The organism is Amycolatopsis sp. NPDC049252 (genome assembly GCF_043197175.1).
In the GTDB taxonomy this organism is placed as follows: domain Bacteria; phylum Actinomycetota; class Actinomycetes; order Mycobacteriales; family Pseudonocardiaceae; genus Amycolatopsis.
The window spans coordinates 111,004-134,549 of the sequence record NZ_JBICSQ010000016.1 but is presented as its reverse complement, the minus strand read 5'-3'; the positions used below and the strand labels follow the sequence as shown (position 1 = coordinate 134,549).

The window sequence follows — 23,546 nt, the reverse complement described above, 5'->3', positions numbered from 1 at the left end:
CGCGACATCGTCTACACCCCGCCGACGATCGTCTTGAGGATCTCGACGACGATCGGCGCGAGCGCCGCCAGGCCGAACCCGACGCCGGAGGCCTTGAACGAGCCTTTCGCCTTCTCGATCTCGCCCGGGTCACCGGACGCCATGAGGTAGCGCAGCCCGCCGATGGTGAGGAAGACCAGCGCGACGCCGGCGAGGATCCCCATGATCCAGGCGCGGATGTTGGACAGGACCTGGTCGACCGACTGTGCGAGCGCGACGTACTGGACGGTCTCGGCGTGCGCCGCGGACCCGCCGAGCAGCAGCGCCGAGGCGACCAGCACGCCGGCCAGCAGGACCCAGCGACGTGAGCGCCGTGGAGCAGAGGTCAGAGCTTCCGGCACAACCGCGGTGCGCGGGCAACTGGTGACGCGAGCTGGCTGCCGGTAGGTCAGGCGGAACGAGCGGCGGTTCGGTGGGCGTCGATCGAGGGCTCGCAGGGGGTGGCCGTGGCTGGGGCGGGTCGGGGTCAGTCGCATGTGGATGCCTCCTGAACGGCGCCCGGTTCCAGTTCGGACCGGGTCGGGTGAGGGCAGGCGGGCAGTCGGGCCCCGCGTTCACCAACTCCGGATTTCGGCGGCCGGGGAGACATCGGACGCCGCGACTTCTCCGCCCGCCGCGCGCTGCGCCGCGTCCCGTTGCGTGGCTCGCCGCAGCGGTCCCGCGGCAACGACGCGCCGTCTTCGCCGACGGTTTCGAGGTAGGTGGCGAGCCTCGCCTCGGCGCGGTGGCGAGCTTGCTGCGTCGCCTTGTACGCCTGGCCCCGCGCGTTCGCGGCGTCGGCCAGCGACAGCTCGCCGAACCTCGTGTCCCCGATCAGCGCAGCTTCGGCCGCGGTGAGGACGCCGGCGTCGACCGCGGCGAGCAGAACGAAGTCGGGATGCCCGCCGACGTGTTCCTCGGTGGTTACGCGCACGCCGAGATCGGCGACCGGTGCGGCGGCGTCGAGGGCATCGCGCAGCGCGCGGTGTCCCGCACGGAACCCAGCCCACCGCAGCCGCACGAGGATCGCCGGCCGGGTGAGGTCGACGTCGGGCAGCGCTTCGAGGAAGCCGGTCATCACCGCGGCGTGGATGTCGTGGACCTCGCCACGGAACCGGTTCGTCAACCTCGCCGCGACCGGAATCAGCACCGGCAGAGCGAGCCCGACACAGCCGACGGTCCACGTGCCACCCTCGGCGCGCGAGCGCTTCACCAACTCCGTCCACACCGCATCCCGGGTCTCCTGTGGACAGCCCTTGGCGCGAAGCAGCGCGCCGACCTCGTCCAGCGGCACAAGCCGCGGAGGCAGACCGCGAACGTGGCGGCCGTCGAGGCTGACCGGGTGGGGTCCGGTGACGAGCCACGCGAACGCGGTGCGGGCGACGTCGAAGACGCCGGGCTCGGCGCAGGGGTTCTTCGAGTTCATGACGGCACTCCTGGACGGCGGAATGTGACGTCGCCAGGAAGTCAGCCGGACCGCCTCAAAACCGCTTCACGCCCAGGTCAGAAGCGCCTCGCAACCGTTTCAACGGCGTTTCAGCCCAGCTCACGGCGCCCGAAATTCGGTGCGTGACCTCGCGACGGCGATCCGGCAAATCGCCTGGGGATGACGGTGTCTCTTGCCGACCTCGTTTCCGGAGTTAGCCGACGACAGCGCACACGCCGCCGAGGTCGACCCCGGCGGTACTCGCCACCGGAGGTCAGCTCGTGACTCACCGCCCGCCGCCCGCGGCCGACCGACCGTCCAACCGAGACGACTCCACCCGTCCACCCCGGACCCGCCGCGTCAACGGCGTCCCGTACCCGGGCGCACCCGACCCCGCCACCACAAGCGGCCGCCCCCGCCGAACGACGACGAACAAGGCGCCTCGCGCGGACAAGAAGGACGTCATCCCGCCAACGGTGTGGACGACCGGGCCGGAACCGATCGACCCGGCGGACATCTGGCCGGTGCCGATCATCGAAACGATCACCACGAGCTTCTCCGCAGCCGGCGCCCGGGTCCTGCTCGCCCCGTGGCCGAACGACGCCGAGCACCAGACTGGCGCCGCCGAGCTGGCGGCTGCGCGAGACGCCGTGCTCGCGTTGGGGCGGGAGGTCGACGTCGTTCCGCTCGGCCGAGCCGCGGAGACGTCGTCGCTCTCGAGGCCATTCTGGGCCGGGTTCGTCACCGACTCCCGCGACTCCGCGCAGCCAAGCGAGAGCACCGACCGCACCAATGACCAGTCACCGGCAGTCGGCGACCCTCAAGCCGAGCTGATCATCACGACCCTGCCCGCGAACTGCGGAGCCGACGGCTCCGTCGAAACGGTCGCGCTCGCCGCGGCCCAGGCACTCACCTTCGGCGGCATCCTCGCGGTCTACACGCACAGCGACTGGTCAACGGGACGGCTGACCGACCCGTCCGGCGCGATGATCGCCGCCGCGCAGAACGCGGACCTGCTCTACCTCCAGCACGTCGTCATCCTGCTCACCCCGATCCGCAACGGGCAGCTGCAGGCTCCGCGATCACCGGTACCCGACGACGGCGCTCGCACGCACACGTCCGGCACGTCGACCTCGCACGTCCGCGCGCACGGCGACGTGCTCATTTTCGCCCAGGCGCACGCCGACGCCACGAAGCGCGAAGACCTCCGATGACCGACCACGCGAAAGGCAGGCATCCCGCCATGGCCGCAACGCCGCCGAGCACTCCGAACCCGTCGGTCGACGAGCCGACCATGCCGCTGTCCCGCGCATTCATCGACGCCCTCGACACCGCCCCACCCGCCGGTACGCAGGCCGCCGAAGACAAGCTGCCGGTGTCGTTGTGGGCGACCGCGCAGACGTCCCCGGCCGCGCAGCGCAAGGGCCGGTACGTGCCAGAGTCGACCGCGCACCCAGCGAAGATGCTGCCCGCCGTCGCCGCGCACGCCATCAAGCACTACACGAGGCCAGGCGACGTCGTCCTGGACCCGATGTGCGGAATCGGCACGACACTGGTCGAAGCGATCGAGCTCGAGCGCCGCGCGGTCGGCGTCGAGTACGAGCCGCACTGGGTTGACATCGCCCGCGCGAACCTGCGGTTCGCGCGCGAGCGCGGTCGCGACCACGACGGCCAGGTCGTGCGCGGTGACGCCCGCCAGCTCGAGACGCTGCTGCCGCCGGAGTATGTCGGGCAGGTGGCGTTGGTGGTGACGTCGCCGCCGTACGGGCCGTCGGTGCACGGGCTGGTGCGAATGGGTAAAGAAACCGAGAACGGCAAGGTCAGCAAGCGGCACTACCGCTATGGCAGCGCGCTGGACCGCGGCAACCTGTCGAACATCGGTCACCACCGCCTGCTGGCCGGCTTCACCCGCATTCTCACCGCGTGCGCCCGTGTCCTGCACCCAGGCGGCCACGTGGCGATCACGGTCCGGCCGTGGCGCGAGCACGCCGAGCTGATTGACCTCCCGTCCCAGGTCATCGCCTGTGGTGCCGCAGCGGGGCTGGTGCCAGTCGAGCGGTGTGTCGCCCTGCTCGCCCGCGTCGCCGAGAACGAGCTGGTCGCGCGGGGCAGCTTCTTCCAGCGCGATTTCATCCGCAAACAACGCGAGGCCGGTTTGCTGCTGCACCTGATCGCTCACGAGGACGTCATCGTCCTCAGGGCGCCCGGGAACAGCGACTTTCTCGCGAATCGGAGGCGCGCTCCGCGGGGTTGACGCACGCCACGAATACGGCGCGATCGGACCAGGGCCCTGGACCGCATGAGACGTTTCGCGGCCGCGAAGCCTCGACCCGTCACGGTGGCTGCATCCGCTTGGCGCCACCGGAGCCGCCCAGATCGGGATCCGTGGCATTGCGATCTGGTTCAGGTGTCGAAGCCGAAGCCGAAGCCGAAGCCGATGGCGTCCATGTCGCGCAGCCAGCCAGCGCACCGGTTCCGGGGGAGACCAACGGCCTGGTCCGTACCCTCTTCAATTCGGTCCGTACGGTAGTGGAGAGTTCGCCGATGTGAGCCGAGGTTGATCACAGTCCGGTGACTGCGTTCCCGGCGACGTAACACGCAGAGTGGCCGACGCGACCTTCCACTGCACTGAATGTCGCCGAAAGGCCCGCTGCGACCCTTGGCGACGCTCTACCGGAGTCGTCATTTCGCATGCGGTGGCCCCTCGCTGCCCGCGGTCCAGTTGGCCGGAAGGGGTGAAGATGAACAGGTTGGTCAGCAGATTGCTGTCTCGCGGGGTAACCCGGGGCGGCTTCGTAGCTCTGCTCCTGCTGGGTATCTCTGTTGTCGTCGCGGCGGTGCTTCTCTTGGCGGGCGGTGCGGGTCGGTGGATCCCGCCGGTCGCGTCGGAGGGTGTGAAGCCTGATTTCGGGCATCTCGTCGTGGTGGCGGCCACCTCCGGGCTGGTTGCCTGCGCTGTGCTCGAGTTCGTCAAGAAGCTTTCCGCTTTGTCGGCGAGGTTCAATCGTTCTCGGGTGAATCTCTGGTTTGACGGGGAGTCCGTCGATCTCGGCGTCGGGGTGCCGATGATCATCTCGTACCGGGGTAGTATCCGGCAGGTCGCATCTCAGGTCGCTCAATCGCTGCGCGAACAGGTTCGGGTGCTGCTTCAGGACGATTCGCGACATGACGCCCGTGACCGGCTCACGGGAAAAAGAGTAGGTCTGTTCTGGTCCGTCGTCATTCGTGAGGTTGAACGTACTTCAGAGGGTGGAGTAGAGCCTTCGGCGATCTTCGAGTACATCGAACGGCAAGTCGATGCATTCCAGATCGACGCCACCACGCGGTGGTACACGCTCTTGCGTGCGACGTCGGCTGTGGCGGCCGGTGTGCTCTCGGCGCTGGGTGTGTGGGCGACCGGTGCTTCGTTCTCGGGGATCGCGGTGGGGCTGGTGCTGGGCCTCGTCGTCGGCGGTCCGGTTTCGTGGACGGTGCGGGACCTGGTCCGCCTGGTGGAGCGGGGAGCTCGTCGGTGAACGACTTCATCCTGACTCTCTGTGGCGAGTCACGTGGTGGTCTCCGGGACAGCTTCGTCGTCGAAGAAGGCCGGCCGCTCGGCGGATACGTCCGGGTGGTTTTCATCCATGGTTTCAACGTCGACCGGGAACGGGCAATTTTCCAGGCGGACACCCTGTGGGGGAATCTGTTCAAGGGGGCACTCATGGACCGGGTGCAGAAAGGTGTCTACCTGTGGCCGAGTGTTGGGTTTCGTTGGCGAATTCTGTCGAAAATCACCTACCCGGCGATGGTGGGTCGCGCCGAGCGCGCCGGCAGGCAGCTTGGCAACTACCTGACCGGAAGAAATGGCAGCGAGGTCGTACTTGTCGGCCATTCACTGGGCTCGGCGGTGGCACTTGCGGCCGCGGACCGGCTCCAAGGGGCCGGCACACTGCGTGGCCTGGTCCTGCTGGGGGCCGCGGTGGACGTCAACGAAATGGTCGGTGGCGGTCAGTTCAGCCGCCCGCAGCTTGCTCTCCGTGAAGCGGTCGAGTACAGCCCGGATGACAAAGTACTCCGGAGCGTCTTCAAGATCGGCCAGAAGCTCGCCGACCCTTACGCCCCGCTGGTCGAAGCCGTCGGCTTGAGCGGTCAGCCGTGGTCTCGTGGCTGGCAGCACCGTGACTGCAAGTTCGACCACCACACCCACTGGGAGGTGCCCGCGACCGCTCAAGCGGTGGCCTGGGCGATGGATCACTCCGTCTCCGGGAGGGTCCCGGCGACGAACGTGGCGGCCGAGCGTACGCCAGCTGTGAGAGAGGTGGAGTGAACATGGTGCCGGACGCGAACTACGGGGTGATCGAAGCCTCGATCACCCGGTCGATCTCCCAGCACAACCCCAAGTTGGATTCGTTCCTCTTCAACGGCGGAACGCTCCTGGCTCTGGCGGCGACCATCGTCGCCGCCACGGTGACCTGGCCGAACGACATCTCGTGGCTGTCCCGGGTGCTCACCGGCCTCGCGGCCTTCCTGATCGGGGCCGAGCGTGCGCTGAACTTCGGTGAGCGCTGGCGTTACCACCTTCGGCTGCGTGACGGGTACCAGTCGATCCACGACCGGTTCGCCCTCGCAGTACAGGCATCCGATGCACAGCGGGACGAACTCCTGGTGAAGATCATCGCGGATCTCGAGCAGCTGCGCCGTTCCGACGGGGGTATCCCCAAGGGATCCCCGACCCAGGGCTGAGCGTGGATCCGGGTGTCCGACTCCGACGATCCGGGAAGGGTCCCATGACCGGGCGCGAGATCGCCACCGCGACTCCGCGCGGTGCCTTGCGGCGTCCGGCGGGTCCGACGCGCAGCCTGGACATCTCCGGCCTGATGGACACCGGGTTGGTGACCCTGAGCATCGCCGCGAGCCTGCGGTCGGAGGACCAGTCCGGCGACCACGACGACGGCTTGGCCGAACGCGCGGCCGCGCTCGTGACGACGTTCTCTCCGACCCTTGTGCGCGCAACGATCTTCAGCGCGAGCCGCTGATCCAAAGTTGTGCTGGGCCGGACTGCGCGCCTGTGCGATTCTGGCCCGCTCACCAGCGGAACGTGTCGATGCGTCCGATGTGCCAGAGGAAGTTCGAGCGAGGAGAAGAATTCGCCCGCTGACAGCGCCGGTGCGATCCCGGTGCCGACAGCGGGCGCGGCCGCGGTGGTCCCGACTGCGGCCCCCGTTGATGCCAGGGCGCTGACGTACATCTTCTCCAAGGTGCGGACGACCTCCGCCGGTGTCGCCTCTGGGTTGCGCTGGCGCGCCCGCACGATGTTCTTGCCGACCAGCGGTGCCTGCGCGCCGATGGCCTTGTCCAGCAGGCCGAGGATCGCCTGGCCTCGTCCGCCCGACGCCGGGACCGGTCCTTCGAGGGCGTCAGAGACCACGCCGCGCTCCTTGATTCGTCACGTTTCGCCCAGTTTCGCACCTGGGCGGCCACGACCGTTCGCAGAGGTGCCCTCCGCGTGACGGTCACTCGTCGGAGTGAACATCGCGTCTGCGTCGTTCCCGCGGGGGCGACACTGATCATCTGAGGCTGGCGGCGAGCGCGAGTCGGACTTCCGCGCGGATCGGAGGCGGCCGTGACCAGCAGCGTTGAGCATGATCCGTGGGCTGCCCTGGACGCGTTGTGGAGCAGGGGAGCGGCGAAGCCAGTTGATGTGACCGTGGATGCCACTGCGTTTTACGGCCGATGCTCCACGGAAGACAACCAGGATCCGCAGACCTCGCGAGGCTGGCAGCTGGGCAACGCCCGGCGGTTCATCGAGCCGCAGGGCGGAAGGATCGTTGCTGAGTACTTCGACGTCGGCGAGTCCCGCTCGGTGCCGTGGCACCTGCGGCCGGCTGCCGCGCGACTCTTGTTCGACCTGAAAGACCGGAACCGCGGGTGGGGCGCCCTGGTGGTCGGCGAAGGGACACGGTGCTGGTTCGGCAACCAGTTCTCTCTGACCGCGCCAAGACTGGCGGCGTACGGCGTTGACCTGTGGGTGCCCGAGCTGGGCGGGCGGTACGAGACGCGGAACCCGTCGCACGCGATGCTGATGAGCCTGCTCGGCGGGATGAGCGAGTCCGAACGTCGGCACGTCCAGCTGCGGGTACGCGCGGCGATGGACGCACAGGTTCGCAACGAGGGCCGACACCAGGGCGGCCGGGCTCCCTACGGCTACGTCGTGGTCGACGGCGGCCTGCACCCGCATCCGCGCAAAGCAGCCGAAGGCCTTCACCTCCGGGTGCTGCAGCTCGACCCCGACGCGGCGGCGGTCGTGGTGCGAATCTTCGCAAGTTACCTGGATAGTCACACCGACCGCGAGATCGCGGCAGCCCTGAACCGCGACGGGATCTCGTGCCCATCTGCGCGACGTCCGGCACAGAACCGCCACCGACGGGGTGACGGCTGGCAGGCCAGCACCGTTCGCGCAATCCTTGAGAACCCGCGCTACACGGGCTACGCCGTGTTCGGCCGCTGGACGAAGCACGATGTCCTACTTGACCCCGACGACGTGGCCGCCGGCCATGCCGTTCGGTTCCGTCGAGCCGATCCAGGCGACGTTGTGCGCTCGGAGCGACCTGCACACCCGGGCATCGTCTCGGTGGCCGACTTCACCCAAGTTCAACTGCTACGCCGAGCCAAGGCTCGTGGCGGAAGCATGATCGAACGCACCGCGCGCCGTACGGCGCACCAGTATCGCTTCCACGGGATGATCCGCTGCGCACTCTGTGGCCGCAAAATGGAGGGTTCCGTCAACGGCGGTCGCATCTACTACCGTTGCCTGGCTCGGAAGCTGCCGACCGGAGCGAGCCTGGCTGACCACCCGGCCTCGGTCTACCTCCGTGAGGATGCCGTCTTGAAACGGGTTGATCCGTGGATCGCGACGAAACAGTTGGCTGGCTTACCAGTTACATGCCAACGCGAGGACACCGCGAGGACGGCCGACGTGTACCGCGCGCTCGGACTTGCCCTCCAGTTCGATCCCAACACGGCGACGCTGACAGCCGTCATCATTTCGCAGGCTGCAAGCCAGCAAACCTTGGCGGCCGAGAGTCGGCACACCTGGACCGAGCTTCTCTGAAGTCACGTAGTCCTTTGGGTCATGTCTGGGCAGTCGGCGAGGTGAGCCCTGGACCTAAGGTCGCTGCTGACGTCGATCGTCGTGTGCAGTTCGCTGGCCTGAGCTATCGCGGAAAGGGCGGGTTCGGGAAGCGCACTATCGGCTGGAAGTCGCCGAGCTCGCCAGACCGCGGCGTTACACGACCAGCGCATCGAGGTGTCCGTCGCCGAGCTGCCAGAGCATGTACGCTCCGGCGTTCTCGCGGCTCAGCGCCGCCAGCACCGGTAACCTACGCACCGCGAGCTCGATCTAGTCCTGATGCGCCCAAGGTCTACCTGCGCTGCTTAAGCTTCCCTCCGCGTGCACCCGGCCAAAATACTGCCCGCGTCGCAGCGCACGCCATCGAGCACTACACGAAGCCGGGGGGAGCTGGTGTTATACCGATGCGGGATCGGCACCACGCTGGTCGAGGCGATCGGCCTCGGCCGGAGCGCGGTCGGCGTCGAGTTCTGACCGCTGGGCCGACATCGCCTGCGCGAACCTCCGCCTCGGGCGTAAGCGCGGCCACGACCACGACGGCCAGGTCGTCTGCGGCGACGCCCGCCAGCTTGAGACCCTGCTGCCCGGCGAGTACGCCGGCGCGACTTCGCGCAACCTGCGGGCTTAATCCGTAGGTTCTGGGTTCGAGCTCCAGGCGGCCCACCACCGATCATGCGTCTGACCTGCAGTTTCGTCACCTTTGAGTAGTGTTTGCTCTTGTGAATGGCTGCTGGGGGCTCCGTTGCGTCTCCGATTTCACTGGCGTGCCGAACGGGCGGTCGTCGTTGGCCCGGAAGTAGCGTGAGGGAGGCCGAAGACTCGACGACAAGCAGGAGCCGGAATGCGGTTCAAGCGACGAACCCTGATGCAGATCGCCGACCTGATCTGCGGGAACTTCCCAGCTGAGACGTCGTACTTCCGGTACCGGAGCAGCTCGTTCCTCACCGAGTTCTTCGCCGACGCCGACACCGACTATGAGCACGACGGCTCGACCCGGCAGTGGTGGGTGGCTGACACCCTGGAGAAGATCCTCGCCGAGCCTCATACCGGTGCCGGTACCGTGCCGGCGAGCTTCGCGCGGGTGATTCAGGTGCTGATGGATCCCGCTGACGCCTTCAACGACGACAAGGACCGCTCGGGCGCACTGCAGATGCTCAACGCCGCACTGGCCCGGGACGGCTTCGAGGCCTACTACGCCTCGGACCGCCGCTGCTACCTGCGCCACATCGCGACCAACACCACGACGGCCTTCGACCTCAACCCACACCGGCCGTTCTCGGCGGCGGAAGTCGAACGTCGCGCGCAGCTGGCCGCGTACCTCGACACCGCCAGCGAGGACGACCTAATCGAGGAGATCCTGCTGCCGCTGTACCGCCAGCTCGGGTTCCACCGTGTCACCGCGGCCGGACACAAGGACAAGGCGCTCGAGTACGGCAAGGACGTCTGGATGAAGTTCACCCTACCCACCCAGCACGTCCTGTACTTCGGACTTCAGGCGAAGAAAGGCAAGCTGGACGCCGCCGGCGCCACCCGGACGAGCAACGCCAACATCGCCGAGATCTACAACCAGGTGCTCATGATGCTCGGTCACGAGATCTTCGACCCCGAGTTCGGCAAGCGGGTCCTGGTCGACCACGCCTTCATCGTCGCTGGCGGCGAGATCACCAAGCAGGCCCGTGCCTGGCTTGGCAACAAGCTTGACGCCACGCAGCGACGGTCGGTCATCTTCATGGACCGCAACGACATCCTTGACCTGTTCGTCGTGACCAACCTCCCCCTGCCCGCCGCTGCCCTGCCGACCGCGGTCGCGCCGTCCACCTGGCCGGACGAACCACCGTTTTAGGCGTGGCACAGCGGTTGCGGGATGATCGCTGCGCTCGAGACACGCTCGGTCATGTGGTTGGGTAGCCGATCCGGCTGGTGCCGCGTTTGCCGCGGCACCAGGCGGTCACCGGCACCAGGGCGGGGCCGTTACGGCCCGCGGCGACGCCCTATGCTGCTCGGCACCTCGAGTCGGCGTCGCCTTACTAACGATTTGGGAGCGGCCCCCCGAAGCACGTATACGTCACGGTGTAGCAAAGCGATAGCAGCACCGTTGGCTTTGCTAGACCGCTCGGGTCGGGCTGTGTGCTCCATATGGCGGAGGGGAAGGCGACGACGGCGGCAGGAGTCTCGCGCTGTGACTCCGCCGCTACTCTAGCGAACCCCGTGTGGGTTGGGTTCAGCGACTCCGCGGGCGTCGACGGTCAGGTGTGATCCAACTCCTCCAGGGCGCGTGGGACGCCGCACATACCGCTGGGCCACCGAACCCACCGTGGGAGCTGCTCTCCGGGTTCTTCCCCAAGCCGGAAAAGCTCAGCTTGATCGAATCACGGACGTCGACAGACTCGGGCATATCGAACAAACGCGGTGCATGGGCAGGTGCTCGGTGCGCGACTGAACACGCGCGTCGAGACCTGGACCGCAGGCTGCCCCGTGGGCCTGAATCGTTCATCGACCTCGGTTCGCAGGGCCGGCGCCAGCAGCAAGGACAACCCGATCTGACGCAGCTCGCCGCAGTTATCTCGGCGGGCAAGGATGACCGCCGTCGGCCGCTGGTGCCTGCACGCCACCGCGTGCGCCGGTCAGACGCCTGTCGCCGAAGCCGAATTGTGGTTCGATGCGCACACCCCGCCCGTGGCGTCGCTGCGCCGCCACCCGGCGGGCACCCACCTTTGTGCAGTGCAGATGAGGACACGAGCCGATGACGACCGACCGGATCTCCCTCGCCGACGCCGTCGCCCGCTACCGGCGCGAGCCGGGATCCCCGGCGAACACTCTGCAGTGGTACCGCTCGAGCGCGCAGCGGTACGGCGTGATCTTCGTGGGTCCGGCCAGTGTGCCGGCGCGGAAGGTGAACGGCCGCTGGACGGTCGCGGTCGCCGACCTCGACCAGGCGCTGCTCGAACATCGCGCCGGCCAAGACGGGCTTCTGCAGGTCACCGCCGACTATGACGCACACCAGCTGCACGGTGCCGACGGCGACACCATTCGCATGCGTCGCGGCGGCTACCGCCGACACGGTGCTTTCCACTTCGTCTGGAACGACCAGGCCGTCGCTCTGCGCGAGGCCGATGGCCTGTGGCGCTGCAATTTCTGCTGGGCGCCAGCCCGCCTGGAGCACGAGGCCGCCGAATGCCACCGCTGTCGCGACTGGGGCTCCTGCGGCCACGACTGCACGCTGAGCGCGATCACCTGTGCGACCTGCGGAACTCGGCAACCGACCTGACGGCCCTCTCCAAGGCCGGGACATCATCGGTGAGCTCGAGATGGCGGCTCTGTGCGACCACGCCAAAATCGACGGCGCACTGCCCGGAGCGCTCGAACCTGCACCGCAGAAGGGCGATTGCTGGGCTGACTAAGAGCGTGCCTTACGTGGTGATCGATGCTTCGTGAGCCATGATCTTGCTCGTGGTTGATCGGTTGTCGCTGCGGTTGGTGCCGGACGAGTTGTGGGCACTGGCCGAGCCGCTGATCCCGAAGTTCCGGCCGCGTCCGCAAGGAGGCGGCACGGCTCCGGTGGAGGCTCGTGCGGTGTTCACGGCGATCGTGTACGTGCTGACCAGCGGCTGCGCGTGGCGGGATCTGCCGCCGTCGTTCGGGGTGCCGTTCCAGACCGCGCACCGCCGCTTCAGCCAGTGGACCCAAGATGGGCTCTGGCGCCGACTGCACCACGCGGTCCTCGACGAACTCGGCAGCCAGGGCCTCATCGACTGGAGCCGCGCGATCGTGGACAGTGCATGCGTACGGGCCAAAAAAGGGGATCCCTGACCGGCCCGAGCCCCGTCGATCGAGGCAAGCCCGGCTCGAAGATCCATGCCTTGTCCGACCGTGCGGGGCTGCCGCTGGTCGTGGCCGTCTCCGCGGCCAACACCCACGACATCCATGCCCTCAAACCCCTGGTCATGGCAATCCCGGCGATCAAGTCCCGGCGCGGCCCACGCCGGCGCAAACCCGCCAAGCTGCACGCCGACAAGGCCTACGACCAACCCGACCTGCGGCGCTGGGTCTGCGACCGCGGCATCAAGGTCCGCATCGCCCGCAAAGGCATCGAGACCAGCAAGAAACTCGGCAGGCACCGCTGGGTCATCGAGCGCACCATGGCCTGGTTCACCGGCTACCGCCGCCTCACCCTGCGCTACGAACGCAAAGCCGAACACTTCCTCGCCTTCCTCCTCCTCGGCGCCGCCCTCACCTGCCACAAGAAACTCCGCAAACTCACCACATGAGACAAGCTCTAAGGTGGAGAGCCTGAATGCGCGATATCCAACGCTGTGGAATGGTCATCACCCCAACCCCTGGTTACCCCGCCAACCTGGCTGGAGGACACTTGCTCCGTGTCGTCGAGGGAGCATCACGCCGAACAACGGGAACGATGGGTTTCGGCGGTCTGCGCGGGGGTAGTTGGGGGGCTGGACGGGCACCCGGCGCTCGACCCGGTGAGGATCGCTCCCGGTCTTGGCGAGTCTGGTCTGGTGCGTGCCCTGCTGGTCGCGCGTGCCGCTGCTCTCGCTGCCGATGGCCATACGAGGGATGACATCGTCGGCTTGCTGTCGTCCAGTCCAGCCATCGTCGAGCAAGAACCACACCTCTCGCAACTGGCCAACGTGGTTGACAAGGTCCACCAGCAGTTGGGAAGCGGCGGCATTGCTAACTCAGTCGAGTTGTTTGGTTACGGCCTGCGTGCGTGGAGCCCGGAGAGTACCTATCGGCTCCTGCTGGAGGTCTGGTCGTCGCGGCGCCTCAATTCGATCCGAAAAACCCAGGTCCGCAGAGAATTGGCGCTATGCTGGGGTGTTCAAGATCGCGACTGGCTTGGCACTTGTTTGTCACGCCCGCCGGATCCGTTGCAGTACCACCCGAACATATGGGAAACTCTGAAGAATGAGCCCGACGCTCGGGTTGCCAATATTGCGGCGTTTAGCCTCGGCAGCAATCCTGCGACGGCGCGGGCCTGGCAGTGGTGGGCAGACCGCTTGCCGTTCAGCCCCTCGAATCTCGGGCACCTGTTCGAGGTCGGTGGCGACCTGATCCGCGGTACCGAGGCTCAGCGGTTCCTGCGCAACCCTCCGGACGTGATCTCTGAGCCGCTGGCGGCCCGCGCCCTGGAGATCATCGATCACCATCTTGATCAGGTACGCGCGGCAACTCAAGGGCTAAGCACTCTCGAACGTGACCTGTTGCGCGAACGTAGTGACGACGAACGCCTCCGGGACGGATGCTTGGCTGCGTTGTTGAACTGGTCGTGCGCCGCCGCGGCACGTCCCTCACAGGCCGGCTCGGTCATCGCTCACGGTATGTGGGGTCCGCTGCCTTGGGCGGCTATCACCGTACGCGACGACGGTCAGGAACACGCCGCAGTCGGTGCCCTCGAAGAGGGGACTCTGCCTCTCGGTTTCGAACGTGATCAAACCCAACCGGATCGCCTGGACCTGGTCTGCCGTAAGCCTCGAACGCAATCACCGGGCCTGCGTGCCCACCTCACGTTCGATCTGACCAACCCGGTCCACGCCAGCGAGCTGCTGCTGATCGCTCGGCGAGGGAAAATCTGCGTCGACGTACTCAGGGAACCTGACTACGAACAGGACGAGAATGCGCACCCGGTCCATCTAGGCACCCTGCGCGTCACGGCTGGCCGTGAGCTGACGGAATTTCTGACCGACGTCGCCTCGAAGGCTCTGAAAGCACGCCCACCGGGTAGCTGGGAGCCAGATGACGCCAGCATCGGAATTGTCGGGAGTGGCGCGGGGTCATGGCCGGTCAGCGGCTATCAGTTCGACTCTTGGCTGTCCGCGCGCGAGCTGGTGATCGCCGAGCCCGCCAGCACACCGGGAGGGATCACCTTCGATACCGCGGACCCTCCGACGACCGTGGCAGCCTTCACCCGGGTCCAACGGCCAGTTAGGCACGTACCCGCCATGGAGCAGCCAGCGCGCACTCGCCATAAAAACGGGTTTGTATACATCCAGCGAAACCCAGCCTTCCCGCATATGCTCAAGATCGGCCAGACACAGCAGCTTTCGGAAGACCGAGCCGACGATCTTTCACGGACCTCGGTTCCATTCCCGTTCGAGGTCCTCTTCCGGACCGCTACGCCACGTGCACAGGAGGTGGAGCAAGCCGTCCACCGGCTACTGGCAGCCCACCGAGTTTCCGCCAACCGGGAATTCTTTTACGTTGACCAAAAGACCGCCGAGGAAGCGATCCGGTACTGCCAGGAGCTGGTGACCGGAATAGGTTGCTGGGAGCCGTTTCCGGTCCTGCATCGGCTACGCTCAGGTGACCGGGTCACGTTGCCGCTGAAGGCCGACCAGATTTTCGCCACTACCGCCTACACGGACGGCCTGATGTCGTCCAGCGCGACCGTCGTCGACATCTGGCAAGCACATGGCGACGGGGACATCATTGAGCTGCTTGTCACCGACGATCCCGGGCGGGTCAGCGGCATGAGCGACGGTGACCCCGGCGGATGCGAGGACCCGGTGCCTTTCTTCGACCGGGACAACACCGCACCCAACGGAATACTGATCGGTCGGGAGCGGCTCATGGCTGGCGACCGGCTAAGTTGGCTGTCGGACCAAGGCGGCACTGGCGCACTCGCCAACGTGGTCTTCGAAATCCACGATTTCTGTCAGGTCACCAGCCGGACCTGGAACCCGATGCTCGATTCCGACGGATTTCCGCTGTTGCTCAACCAAGTGACCCGGTCATCGTCCCCGGCGATGATCGCAGCGGTCCGCGAGGTACTCGCGCTAGGTCCTCCCCGCTCCTGGGCACCCCGAAATCCCGACCCGGATAGCGACTGGGCTCGGCCAGCGACACATCGAGCTGAGCCGAGCCACTGGCTGACACAACTGCAGCCACGCCAGCATCGCCGCTAGGTCCAGCCGCCATTGCCGGCCGGGGCAGCCGTCGGCGATCTCGTCCCGCCACGCTGGGCCACGACGCGCACGAGCTTGCGGAACTGGCCAGGCTGTAGGCCGGTGAACGGTGCGATCAACTCCGACCGCGATGCCGTGATCACCGGCATCCCACCATGACGAACGATCACCTGGACACACCTGTCACCGGGTTACGAGACGGCCCTCAGTTAGGCGCGCAGGATGTAGACCTGGCCGCGCCCGGCGCTACCGCCGTGCACGGCGGTAGCGCGGACCCAGGTCCACCTGCGTTCGCGGCGTTCGTGCCCGATCCGTTGGTGGCGCCAGTGGCCGCGGCGCAGGTGCGGCCGGACGGCGGCGCCGTTCTCCTCGCCGTCGGGGTGAGCACGGTGAGGTGAGGTGGCGTCGATGTCGATGACATGCAGGGCACCGGGGTCGGTGGTGGCCGCGCCGATGCGGGGTTTTCCGGTGAGCCGGGCCGGGAGGGTGGTGGTTTCGTGCCAGCAGCTGAGTGCGATCCCGGCGATGAGGTTGTCGACCTGCTGTCGCCAGGTGGCGTGGCGCCGGGAGGCGGGGATCGTGATCCGGCCGAGCGGCATCCCCATCGGGTGGTAGATCACTACGCACCAGGCGATGTCGTCGCCGGGGACGCCGTGCTCGTCGGCGGTGAGCAGCACACCTTCGACGTACCCGCCGTAGCGGTCGAGGAACTCCAGTGGCGACGGGAGGTCGCCGCGGTCGGTGAGGCCGGTGGCCTGCAGCCGGCCGAGGACTTCCTCGAGGGTGGGCGGCATGAGGTCGTCCCCGAGCCGGCCGCGGGCGTGCATGAACAGCGGGTGCTGGCTCAGCAGCGGGTGCGTGCCGGCGTCGGGGTGGGGGTCGATGCGCCACGGGGTGGACAGCACCGCGAACACTGCCGGGAACGGCAGCCGCAGGTCGACCTCGTCCGGCAGCGCCCGGGCGGCGGGGAAGCTGCTGGAGTGCTCAGCGGGCAGCCACATCGGGACCGGCTCGGCGTCGCGATGCCAGTCCTGGGCCCAGGTGCTGCGTCGATACCAGTAGCCCAGGTCCAGCGCGTCGCCGGGATGGGAGATCAGCGGCAGGTGCCGCCACGGCGCCATCATCAGCATGTCTCGGCGCAGCGCCGGCACGCCGATCGGGAAGTCCGGGATCGTCCGCTGCGGCGCGCCGGCGCCGATTGCGCCGAACTGCGTCCGCAACTCGGGTGCGTCGCTCTCGTCGGTGGGGATGCGCATCCAGGGCGGGATCGCCCACGCCCAGCAGGCCTGCGGGGTGACGTCCACCGGGTAGGTGTAGGCGTAGCCGGCGAACTCGTCCGGGTTCTCCTCGACGTCGTCGGGAATCCATCCCCGCAGCGAAAGCTGCCGCTGCGGCATGGGCGTGCCGATCCGCTTGTTCAGCCAGACCTGCCGGTAGCGGTCGCTGGCCGAGGAATGCAGGCCCGGAAACGACACCGGCACCCCGGCCTGCTGGATCTCGCTGATGCTGTCCGAATCGCCCACCGCGCCGGTCAGCTCCTCGTCGACCGCGCGGACCTTGCGGGCCACCGCCTTGAGCTGCTCCCGGGTCCGGATCGCGCCTTCGGCACGGCGGCGGGCCTCGGCGGCGTAGGGCGCGAGCCGGCGCGCGGTCAGCCTCCGCTCCTGTGCCAGCTGCTCCCGCGCCTCGGCAACCTGCTCGGCGGCCGCACGGGCCTGTGCGGCCCGCCTGGTTTCTAGGTCGATCTCCTCGCGCAGCCAGGCAATCTCCTCCCGCAGGGCGCGCTCGGCTCGTCCTTGCCGTGCCCTGGCGCGTTTGCCGCGCGTCACGAGCCAGCCTCGCCCTCGGCCTCGTCGTCGCTGTTGACAGCCTCGGCGAAGGCCTCCATCGCGGCCCGGAAATCTTCCTCGACAACCCGGCGAGCTGCGTGCATCCGCGGGTCGTTCTCCCCGAGCCCGGCCACCTGCACGCGGGTCCACAAGCGGCCCACCCGCGTCGCGAGTTCCTCCGCGTCGATACAGGCCAGGTCGATCTCCCGGCGCGCCGCGTCCATCTCCGCCGACATCTCCGCGTCCCGATCGCGGCGGGTTGCGGCAATCTCGGCCCGCACACGGCCGAGCGCGGCCGCGGCCTTCTCGTCCGCTTCCCGTTGCGCCACCAAGGCTCGCAGCTGCGCGCGCAGCCCGTCCCGGACTGCGACATCGTCGCCCATGTCCACGCACCGACCATGCCAGCCGCCGATCGTGCCCGCGTGCCTCCACGCCGAAGCCGGCACGTCTTCACCCATTCAGCCGGAATGCGGCGTACTCGAGGTCATATCGACCAACACGAGCAGGTCCACCGGCACGAGCAGATCACCGAGTGGCACTACCGCGACATCGTGGGCGTCTCGACCCGCCGGATCCCGATGTCAGTGTCGATCACCGCGCTGTTCCGCGAGGTCGACGAGCTGTTCGAGCACGAAATCGACGGCGGCGAGTACGAGAAGTACGCCGACGTCCCCTACGCCCAGGAGTTCACCATCTCGAGCGTCAACGGCCAGCGGGGCCAGCTGAACACAGGCTTCGGCGAGACGCTCGGCGCCGACAGCGAAATCGCCTGGCGGAACAGCGACCGGGCCCTGACTGTCATCAAAACGATGGTCAGGGGCACGGCACACCTCCACCTGACGGGGGCCGGTCTGCCGGTGGCGCGCGCCACCGGCAGACCCGTCACATCGAGACGGTCTGCTCGCCGCCCTGGTTGACGACTGAGATGCCGTCGCCTCGGGGACAACGCTTAACGAAGGCAACCTGGGGACCAAGAAAGGGAATGGGGAGGGCAGGTGGGGCATACGCTGCGGAATTGGCTTCCCATACGGCGCCGCTTGAACCCGCGCGAGGAGGCACACGCCCGGCACGGCACGTGAGAGCGTGAGGGTACCGATCTCTGTCGAGGCGGCGCAGTAGGCTGGGCGCTCTCACCGAGAACCCGTCGTGCGGAGCAGCTGTCCTCACGAAGGAAGGAGGTGGGGAATGGGGAATAAAGGGCGCCGCGCGCACTTCGCCGTCACGGTGAAGGTGAGTGGCCCGGTCACCTGGAAGTTGGTGACCGGAGCCTCGACCCTGGTACTGGCGTTGCTGTTCTTGGTCGCCTGTTACCTGGTGTAACCCATCGGGGCGGGATGTCCGCACACGGCCGTTGCACCGGCCGCGGCTCCCGCCCCATCTTCTTGCTCGGGGCCCGTCGCCTCGCCCTCCCGGCGTCGCCTGGCGCTGCCGGATGTTGTGAGGTTCTGTACCCCGATACTGACAACTTTAGTGCAACACGCATCCAACTGATAGCTTCCCAGGGGGTTACTTGGAATTCTATGAACTCCCTGGTCACAGCCCTGCTCGCGTCGGTGGCATGTCCCGGAATTTGCTCTCCGGTCGCCCGGTGTCGTCGAGGAGTGTCGCTGCTCAAACCTCACAACACCGGTGGCGCCGATGCGCCGGCCCTTCACGCCGGTGTTACCCCGCGTGGAACCCAGATCTGGAGCTTGATGTTGACCGCTTTCCAGATCCGGGCGTCGACCAGCGCCGAGCGCAGCTTCGCGTTGGCGTCGAGGCGGAGAATCACCCAGCACAGCAGCCCGGCCAGGACGCAGAAGACGATCGCTATCACGATCATCCGGTAGCCCCCCATCGTGTTCCGGGTATCTGGCATTCATGGCGCGACGCTGCGTGTCCGCGGCGGTGGGGATAGGTCTGGCGAATGACGGCTGGGAATGCAGCCGGTGCTGGGCTCGACGCGGACCCAACCCGCGTCGTCCGGATAGATGATGACGAGGCGTAACTGATGGAGCAACGGTCAGGCCAGCGGGACAGCGTGGCCGGTGTAGTGGATGGTGATGCCGGTGCGGGCGCCGGCGGCCGTGATGGCTCCGCCGACGTACTTGCCGCTCATCCCGCCGCCGAGGTTGCCCACCGCACTGATCATGCGAAAGGCATAGCAGCGCATGCGGCGATTGGCACCTGACCTGAGAGCGAGACACGAGATCGGGTGCCATCCCGGGCGCATCGGAAGTCCGCTGACGACCTGGTCTGCAGCTGACAGACGGTGTGGATCGGGATGTCGGGTCGGTATGTGGCAGTGGTGCTCGACGCGCTGGTGGCTCCGTTACGTCTGCGGTGCGCTGTCGCCGATGCGGTGCCAACGGGTCTCGGCGAGGTCGTCGAAGGTGAACTCTGGAACGGGGCCGACGTCCATGACTTTCAAAAGCAGATCGGATGTGAGATCTTCCTTTGTCGGCTTCACCCACGTCTGCCATTCCTCGCCAGGTAGCAGCACGTGGCGTCGCGCGGCTGTGGGGGCACATTCGACGATGAGATTATCGCTACGGCCGTCAACGTGCAACGCAACGATGTCTACGTTCACGACCGGCTCGGGACCGGTGTTCCGCACGAATACCTGCACGCCTCTGCTGCCGTCGGAGGCCACCACTCCGCCGACGATGTAGTAGGCCTGCACGCGAAGCCGCTCCGCGTCTCGGCGGCCTTCGCGGCGTCTCTCGTCGCTGGCGATCCGGAGCGCCACCCACGCGGCGATCAGCGCACCGAGACCTCCAAACCACTGGCCGAGACCGGCCCAGTCACCCGAGCTCAGCCACTTCCGGAGTGCGTAAGTCGCGAGACTGATGAACGCGATTGTGGCAAAGATGGCCCAGGTGGATTTCCTGATGTTCGTGATGCTTAGGCGCTTTCGTGTCACTGGGTGCCTATCCTCACAGTCGTCGGATGATCGGCATGCGGCGTGGCAAGCTACTGAATCACCCCGAGGATCACCGTCCGCCAGTTCTCGGTCGATGACGCGGACGCCTGCGATAGATTCTTCTGCTTGCGATGTACCGGAGAGCAGGATTCGCTACTCTTGTTGGCCCTCGGAGCTTTTCGGATCGTTGATGTCAGTCCGTTTGAAGTAGTCGTCGGGCTCGGCTTGAGTGGGAAGGCTCAGTGGGTGTTGCTTGCTTGTGGCGCCCCGGGCTGTGAACTTGCTCGGATCCCCCTTCGGTATCAGGCCGTAGACGCCTTCGTCGAAACTCGACCCGTCAAAAGTTGCCTGGTTGAACGTTGTGGCAGTGAACCCGACGCAAGTCTTGGAGACTATCTCGCTAAAATCTGCGTTTCTCGCAAAGCGAGCATTGGTAAACTCAACGCCAGCCGGAGCAAATGTGATCCAGGGAACAAATTCTGCTTTAAAAAAGGATGCGTCCTGGGCGAAGTTGGTCTGCTCGAACTCTGTTTTATCGCCGAAGCTCGCCTTGTCAAAGTATGCGACGTCTTCAAAGGAGGTCCTACGAAACGATGCTGTACCTTGAAATGCTGTCCCGTAGAAGGAGGCATGGCCAACGAAAGTTGCACCGTCAAATACTGCCATTTCCTCAAAGTACGTTGAACAAAACTCAGTTCTGCCGACAAAGGTGGCGTCGATGAACTTTGCATAGCCAACTGTGCACCAGTAGAGATCAAAGTCGATCAAGGTGGCGCCGGTGAGGTCGATTGTGATTCGTCCCCAGTGATCCGGGCCCTTCTCGCCGTGCTCTAGCTGTAGGTGGGTCTTGAATATGGCCTGGGCGGCGAGTCGGACTTCGCGTTCTTGTCGATGGTCAGTGGTGTTCTGGTGCTCGTCGGCCATGCCGTTGGCCGATTGATGCTTGCCACTATGGTCAAATGGCATACGGAGGTAGCCGCACAGCAAGTTCGCTACGGTTTGTCTCTGGGAGGGGTGGAAGGCGGCGAGGCGCTCCAGCGCGTAGAGTCCGGCCATGCGGATAGGTGCCTTATCGGAGCCGAGTTGTTCAGCAGCCTTGGCATAGAGCTCGGTGGCGCGTCGTTCAGACGCGTCGTACTCCGTCGCGCGGTTTGCATGTTCGACCGACCACTGGCGGCGGCCAGTGAGAACGAGGGCGACCGCTCCTCCGGTGCCAGCGCCGACTCCTAGTCCGGCTTTGACCAACTCGATGAGGTCTCGGGGCTCGGTGACATTGATGGTCGCCAGCAACACGCTGATTGCGAGTGCGGTCAGGGCTAGTATGGGGACGATTGTTGCGAGGAGGATAGCCCACCATTTGCCGGGCTTATTGAGGTGTTGGGCCGTTGGCATGGCGGCATCGGGTTTCATTATTGCCATCTCGACTCCATTTTAGTGCAGCCGGTTCAGGTAATTCGCGTCGCCTTTTGGAGCGCGGTCACCTTGTCGAAGAGGCGTTCGCCTCCCTTGGGAATTGACACTGGATGCCGAATCGAATCCAAATTGCGCGGAAGCTCGTCACTCACGGCCGACCAGCTGGCTTCTTTGATCGTCGGCGTGGGCCGCCGAGGTTCAGCTGTTGCTTGATGCCGCTGTCGAGTTTGAGCTGGTCGGGGGTGCCGTTGAAAGCGCGGATGGCATCGAGCAACGTCCGATCGCGGCGGCCGGTGAGTTTCGGTGTGATGAGGTCGAGGAGTTCAGCCCACTTGGTGCGCGGCAGTTCGTGTTGGAGCCGGCTGGCGATCTTACTATCGGCGAAGACGCGGAGCGCGATCCTGGCCTGACTGGTATCGAACTTGCCGATCAGCTCCTTGTAGATTGGATCAGCGCTCCAGGCGATTCCGTTGCCGTTGGTGAGGAAGACGTAGATGAGCTGGCGAACATAGGTCGGGCCGATGCCTGCCGGGACCTGACCGTATTTCCCCACGAGGTTCAACAGTCGTTTAGCAACGGGGGGTTCCTCGTAGAAGTTGTTCCAGCCTTCGTGGGCGTTGGTGAGCTCCTCGATGGCCTGGGTGAGCTCGGCTTCGCGGTCGGTTTCGGGCAGGTAGGCGGTTCCGTCGACGAGATCGAGCAGGTCCCGGGCGCGTTGTGCCCGGTCGGTGTCGCCGTTGGCCCGGAACCGTGCGAGCTTGATGCCGCACTCGTTGCGCTGCTCTTCGCCGACGTAGGGCCAGAGCTCCGGCCAGAGCTTGCGGACGTTATCCAGCGTATCCGGGGTGGCGTCAGGCGGGTTGAAGATGCCGAAGAGGCCTGCTGCGAGGTTGTCGGCCTGGTCGGGCGGGAGGTTGTCGAAGAATGCCGCGGCGTTCGTCAACTCGGTCTCGGTGAGGCGCTGTTTCCTGACGTTGCTCAGGAGGCGGCCGATCTCGGCGACGACGTTGTCTCGGGGAAGGGTGATGACCTCGCGGATGCAGGTCTCCAGCCATTCCGCCAGCTTCAGGCCCGTGAGTGCGACCTGGTTGGGATGCGCGGCACTCGCGTTGTTGCGCATATAGCGGATGTGGTCGAGTTGCTTGTAGCCGACGTCGCTGATCAGCTTGATGCGGTTGGCCGCCTCCATCAGCTTGGCGTCGTCGATCTTGGCCAAGTCATCTGGGGTGCGGAGGGTGCTGCGGCGGGCTGGGTCGGGTTCGGCGATCTCGAAGAAGTATGCGACGTCGAACGAGGCGACTCGGGCCCGCAGCTCGTTGATCGTCTCGTTCCAGAGGTAGTTCAACGCGGCGTCGAACAGGCCCACCGATGCGGCGAGGATCATTTTCGCGACGTACGAGGCGCGTGCTCGTTGGGTGTTGTCGAGTCCTTCAAGAGCGTCAGGTGTGTTCCGGAGCAGCTTCTCCCGTTCTCGGACGTTGATGATGATATCCTCGGTCGGCAAGCCCCACTGCTCGATCAGGGTGAGCATGAGGTCTTCGAACGCCTGCAGGTCCTTACCTGCCGCTTCGACCTGAGCACGTGGGTCCGCCGCCCGCACGACCTCCTGGCCGGTCGTAGTCCGATCTGCGTCACTGACAGCGCGATCGCTCATATTGATGCCCTCCGTAGGTGATGCTCACCAGATCGTTGCCGCCCGGAGCGTTCGTTAACGATTTGCAGCTGTGGGACCTCGATCGTGACTTCACTGTGCTCTGACGGGGCAAGGCGTGCCCAACTCCTGGCCAGCGGTGAGCGGCGGAACCAACTAGATTGCCGGAGGACCGGAAACCAGCCGGCGTCAAGGCGTACCGGTTGAAACGGGCATACCACCACGGGGGACATCTGTGCGCTGTCACACGCGTTCTGCGTCACGGCGTAGGCCAGCTGC

General features: G+C 66.4%; 22 protein-coding genes and 1 pseudogene. 13 read left to right on the top strand and 10 right to left on the bottom strand.

Annotated features, from left to right (window positions below; genetic code table 11):
* Positions 1-11: 11 nt before the first annotated feature.
* Positions 12-368 (bottom strand): pilin, encoded by a 357-nt coding sequence (locus tag ACGFMK_RS20450; protein WP_392765251.1) that lies wholly within the window; start codon positions 366-368, stop codon positions 12-14.
* A 137-nt stretch (positions 369-505) separates the two neighbouring features.
* On the bottom strand, positions 506-1,444 hold the full coding sequence (locus ACGFMK_RS20445) for a sigma-70 family RNA polymerase sigma factor (protein WP_392765234.1): 939 nt from the start codon (positions 1,442-1,444) through the stop codon (positions 506-508).
* 281 nt (positions 1,445-1,725) lie between these two features.
* Here ACGFMK_RS20445 and ACGFMK_RS20440 point away from each other — a divergent pair, with 281 nt between their 5' ends.
* The 11 genes from ACGFMK_RS20440 to ACGFMK_RS20390 all read left to right on the top strand — a co-directional run bounded on the left by ACGFMK_RS20440 (position 1,726) and on the right by ACGFMK_RS20390 (position 15,472).
* The gene (locus ACGFMK_RS20440; RefSeq protein WP_392765232.1) at positions 1,726-2,658 is read left to right on the top strand and encodes a hypothetical protein; all 933 of its coding nucleotides are present in this window, start codon (positions 1,726-1,728) and stop codon (positions 2,656-2,658) included.
* Positions 2,655-3,698: a TRM11 family SAM-dependent methyltransferase gene (locus ACGFMK_RS20435; protein WP_392765230.1), complete on the top strand. Its 1,044-nt coding sequence runs from the start codon at positions 2,655-2,657 to the stop codon at positions 3,696-3,698. The genes ACGFMK_RS20440 and ACGFMK_RS20435 overlap by 4 nt, the downstream gene beginning before the upstream one ends.
* Before the next feature lie 487 nt (positions 3,699-4,185).
* The gene (locus ACGFMK_RS20430; RefSeq protein ID WP_392765229.1) at positions 4,186-4,959 is read left to right on the top strand and encodes a hypothetical protein; all 774 of its coding nucleotides are present in this window, start codon (positions 4,186-4,188) and stop codon (positions 4,957-4,959) included.
* The gene (locus ACGFMK_RS20425; RefSeq protein WP_392765227.1) at positions 4,956-5,750 is read left to right on the top strand and encodes an alpha/beta fold hydrolase; all 795 of its coding nucleotides are present in this window, start codon (positions 4,956-4,958) and stop codon (positions 5,748-5,750) included. Before ACGFMK_RS20430 ends, ACGFMK_RS20425 begins: the two co-directional genes overlap by 4 nt.
* A gap of 2 nt (positions 5,751-5,752) precedes the next feature.
* On the top strand, positions 5,753-6,166 hold the full coding sequence (locus ACGFMK_RS20420) for a hypothetical protein (protein ID WP_392765224.1): 414 nt from the start codon (positions 5,753-5,755) through the stop codon (positions 6,164-6,166).
* Between the two features lie 44 nt (positions 6,167-6,210).
* Entirely contained in the window at positions 6,211-6,459 is a 249-nt protein-coding gene (locus tag ACGFMK_RS20415; RefSeq protein WP_392765222.1) for a hypothetical protein, read from the top strand.
* A gap of 587 nt (positions 6,460-7,046) precedes the next feature.
* The gene (locus tag ACGFMK_RS20410; protein ID WP_392765219.1) at positions 7,047-8,534 is read left to right on the top strand and encodes a recombinase family protein; all 1,488 of its coding nucleotides are present in this window, start codon (positions 7,047-7,049) and stop codon (positions 8,532-8,534) included.
* 859 nt (positions 8,535-9,393) lie between these two features.
* Complete coding sequence (locus tag ACGFMK_RS20405) at positions 9,394-10,395, top strand: hypothetical protein (protein WP_392765216.1); 1,002 nt, start codon at positions 9,394-9,396, stop codon at positions 10,393-10,395.
* Positions 10,396-11,295: 900 nt separating this feature from the next.
* Positions 11,296-11,820, top strand: coding sequence for a hypothetical protein (locus tag ACGFMK_RS20400; protein WP_392765213.1), 525 nt, complete (start codon positions 11,296-11,298; stop codon positions 11,818-11,820).
* 170 nt (positions 11,821-11,990) lie between these two features.
* Positions 11,991-12,820, top strand: a protein-coding gene (locus ACGFMK_RS20395) for an IS5 family transposase (protein ID WP_392765211.1) whose coding sequence is annotated in 2 segments (ribosomal slippage) — positions 11,991-12,351 and positions 12,351-12,820 — 831 coding nt in all. Because the reading frame shifts where the segments join, the coding sequence is not laid out codon by codon here.
* 1,068 nt (positions 12,821-13,888) lie between these two features.
* Positions 13,889-15,472, top strand: a complete 1,584-nt coding sequence (locus ACGFMK_RS20390; protein WP_392765248.1) for a GIY-YIG nuclease family protein — start codon at positions 13,889-13,891, stop codon at positions 15,470-15,472.
* On the opposite strand, the pseudogene ACGFMK_RS20385 reads toward ACGFMK_RS20390, so the two are convergent.
* The 3 genes and pseudogenes from ACGFMK_RS20385 to ACGFMK_RS20375 form a co-directional block, all read right to left on the bottom strand.
* Positions 15,467-15,621: pseudogene (locus ACGFMK_RS20385) on the bottom strand (IS5/IS1182 family transposase); the annotation flags it as partial. The gene ACGFMK_RS20390 and the pseudogene ACGFMK_RS20385 overlap by 6 nt on opposite strands.
* A gap of 60 nt (positions 15,622-15,681) precedes the next feature.
* Complete coding sequence (locus ACGFMK_RS20380) at positions 15,682-17,301, bottom strand: hypothetical protein (RefSeq protein WP_392765208.1); 1,620 nt, start codon at positions 17,299-17,301, stop codon at positions 15,682-15,684.
* The gene (locus tag ACGFMK_RS20375; RefSeq protein ID WP_392765206.1) at positions 17,298-17,690 is read right to left on the bottom strand and encodes a hypothetical protein; all 393 of its coding nucleotides are present in this window, start codon (positions 17,688-17,690) and stop codon (positions 17,298-17,300) included. The genes ACGFMK_RS20380 and ACGFMK_RS20375 overlap by 4 nt, the downstream gene beginning before the upstream one ends.
* 9 nt (positions 17,691-17,699) lie before the next feature.
* Here ACGFMK_RS20375 and ACGFMK_RS20370 point away from each other — a divergent pair, with 9 nt between their 5' ends.
* Together ACGFMK_RS20370 and ACGFMK_RS20365 are read left to right on the top strand one after the other, a co-directional pair.
* On the top strand, positions 17,700-18,218 hold the full coding sequence (locus ACGFMK_RS20370; RefSeq protein WP_392765204.1) for a hypothetical protein: 519 nt from the start codon (positions 17,700-17,702) through the stop codon (positions 18,216-18,218).
* A 268-nt stretch (positions 18,219-18,486) separates the two neighbouring features.
* Complete coding sequence (locus ACGFMK_RS20365) at positions 18,487-18,621, top strand: hypothetical protein (RefSeq protein ID WP_392765201.1); 135 nt, start codon at positions 18,487-18,489, stop codon at positions 18,619-18,621.
* Between the two features lie 331 nt (positions 18,622-18,952).
* Here the strand turns inward: ACGFMK_RS20365 and ACGFMK_RS20360 are convergent, their stop codons facing one another.
* From ACGFMK_RS20360 to ACGFMK_RS20340, 5 genes are all read right to left on the bottom strand, one after another.
* Positions 18,953-19,123, bottom strand: a complete 171-nt coding sequence (locus ACGFMK_RS20360; RefSeq protein WP_392765199.1) for a hypothetical protein — start codon at positions 19,121-19,123, stop codon at positions 18,953-18,955.
* 180 nt (positions 19,124-19,303) lie between these two features.
* Complete coding sequence (locus tag ACGFMK_RS20355; RefSeq protein ID WP_392765197.1) at positions 19,304-19,432, bottom strand: hypothetical protein; 129 nt, start codon at positions 19,430-19,432, stop codon at positions 19,304-19,306.
* Positions 19,433-19,612: 180 nt separating this feature from the next.
* Positions 19,613-20,203, bottom strand: coding sequence for a hypothetical protein (locus tag ACGFMK_RS20350; RefSeq protein WP_392765194.1), 591 nt, complete (start codon positions 20,201-20,203; stop codon positions 19,613-19,615).
* A gap of 153 nt (positions 20,204-20,356) precedes the next feature.
* Positions 20,357-21,613, bottom strand: a complete 1,257-nt coding sequence (locus ACGFMK_RS20345; RefSeq protein WP_392765192.1) for a pentapeptide repeat-containing protein — start codon at positions 21,611-21,613, stop codon at positions 20,357-20,359.
* Positions 21,614-21,764: 151 nt separating this feature from the next.
* The gene (locus ACGFMK_RS20340; RefSeq protein ID WP_392765190.1) at positions 21,765-23,270 is read right to left on the bottom strand and encodes a hypothetical protein; all 1,506 of its coding nucleotides are present in this window, start codon (positions 23,268-23,270) and stop codon (positions 21,765-21,767) included.
* Positions 23,271-23,546 lie beyond the last annotated feature (276 nt).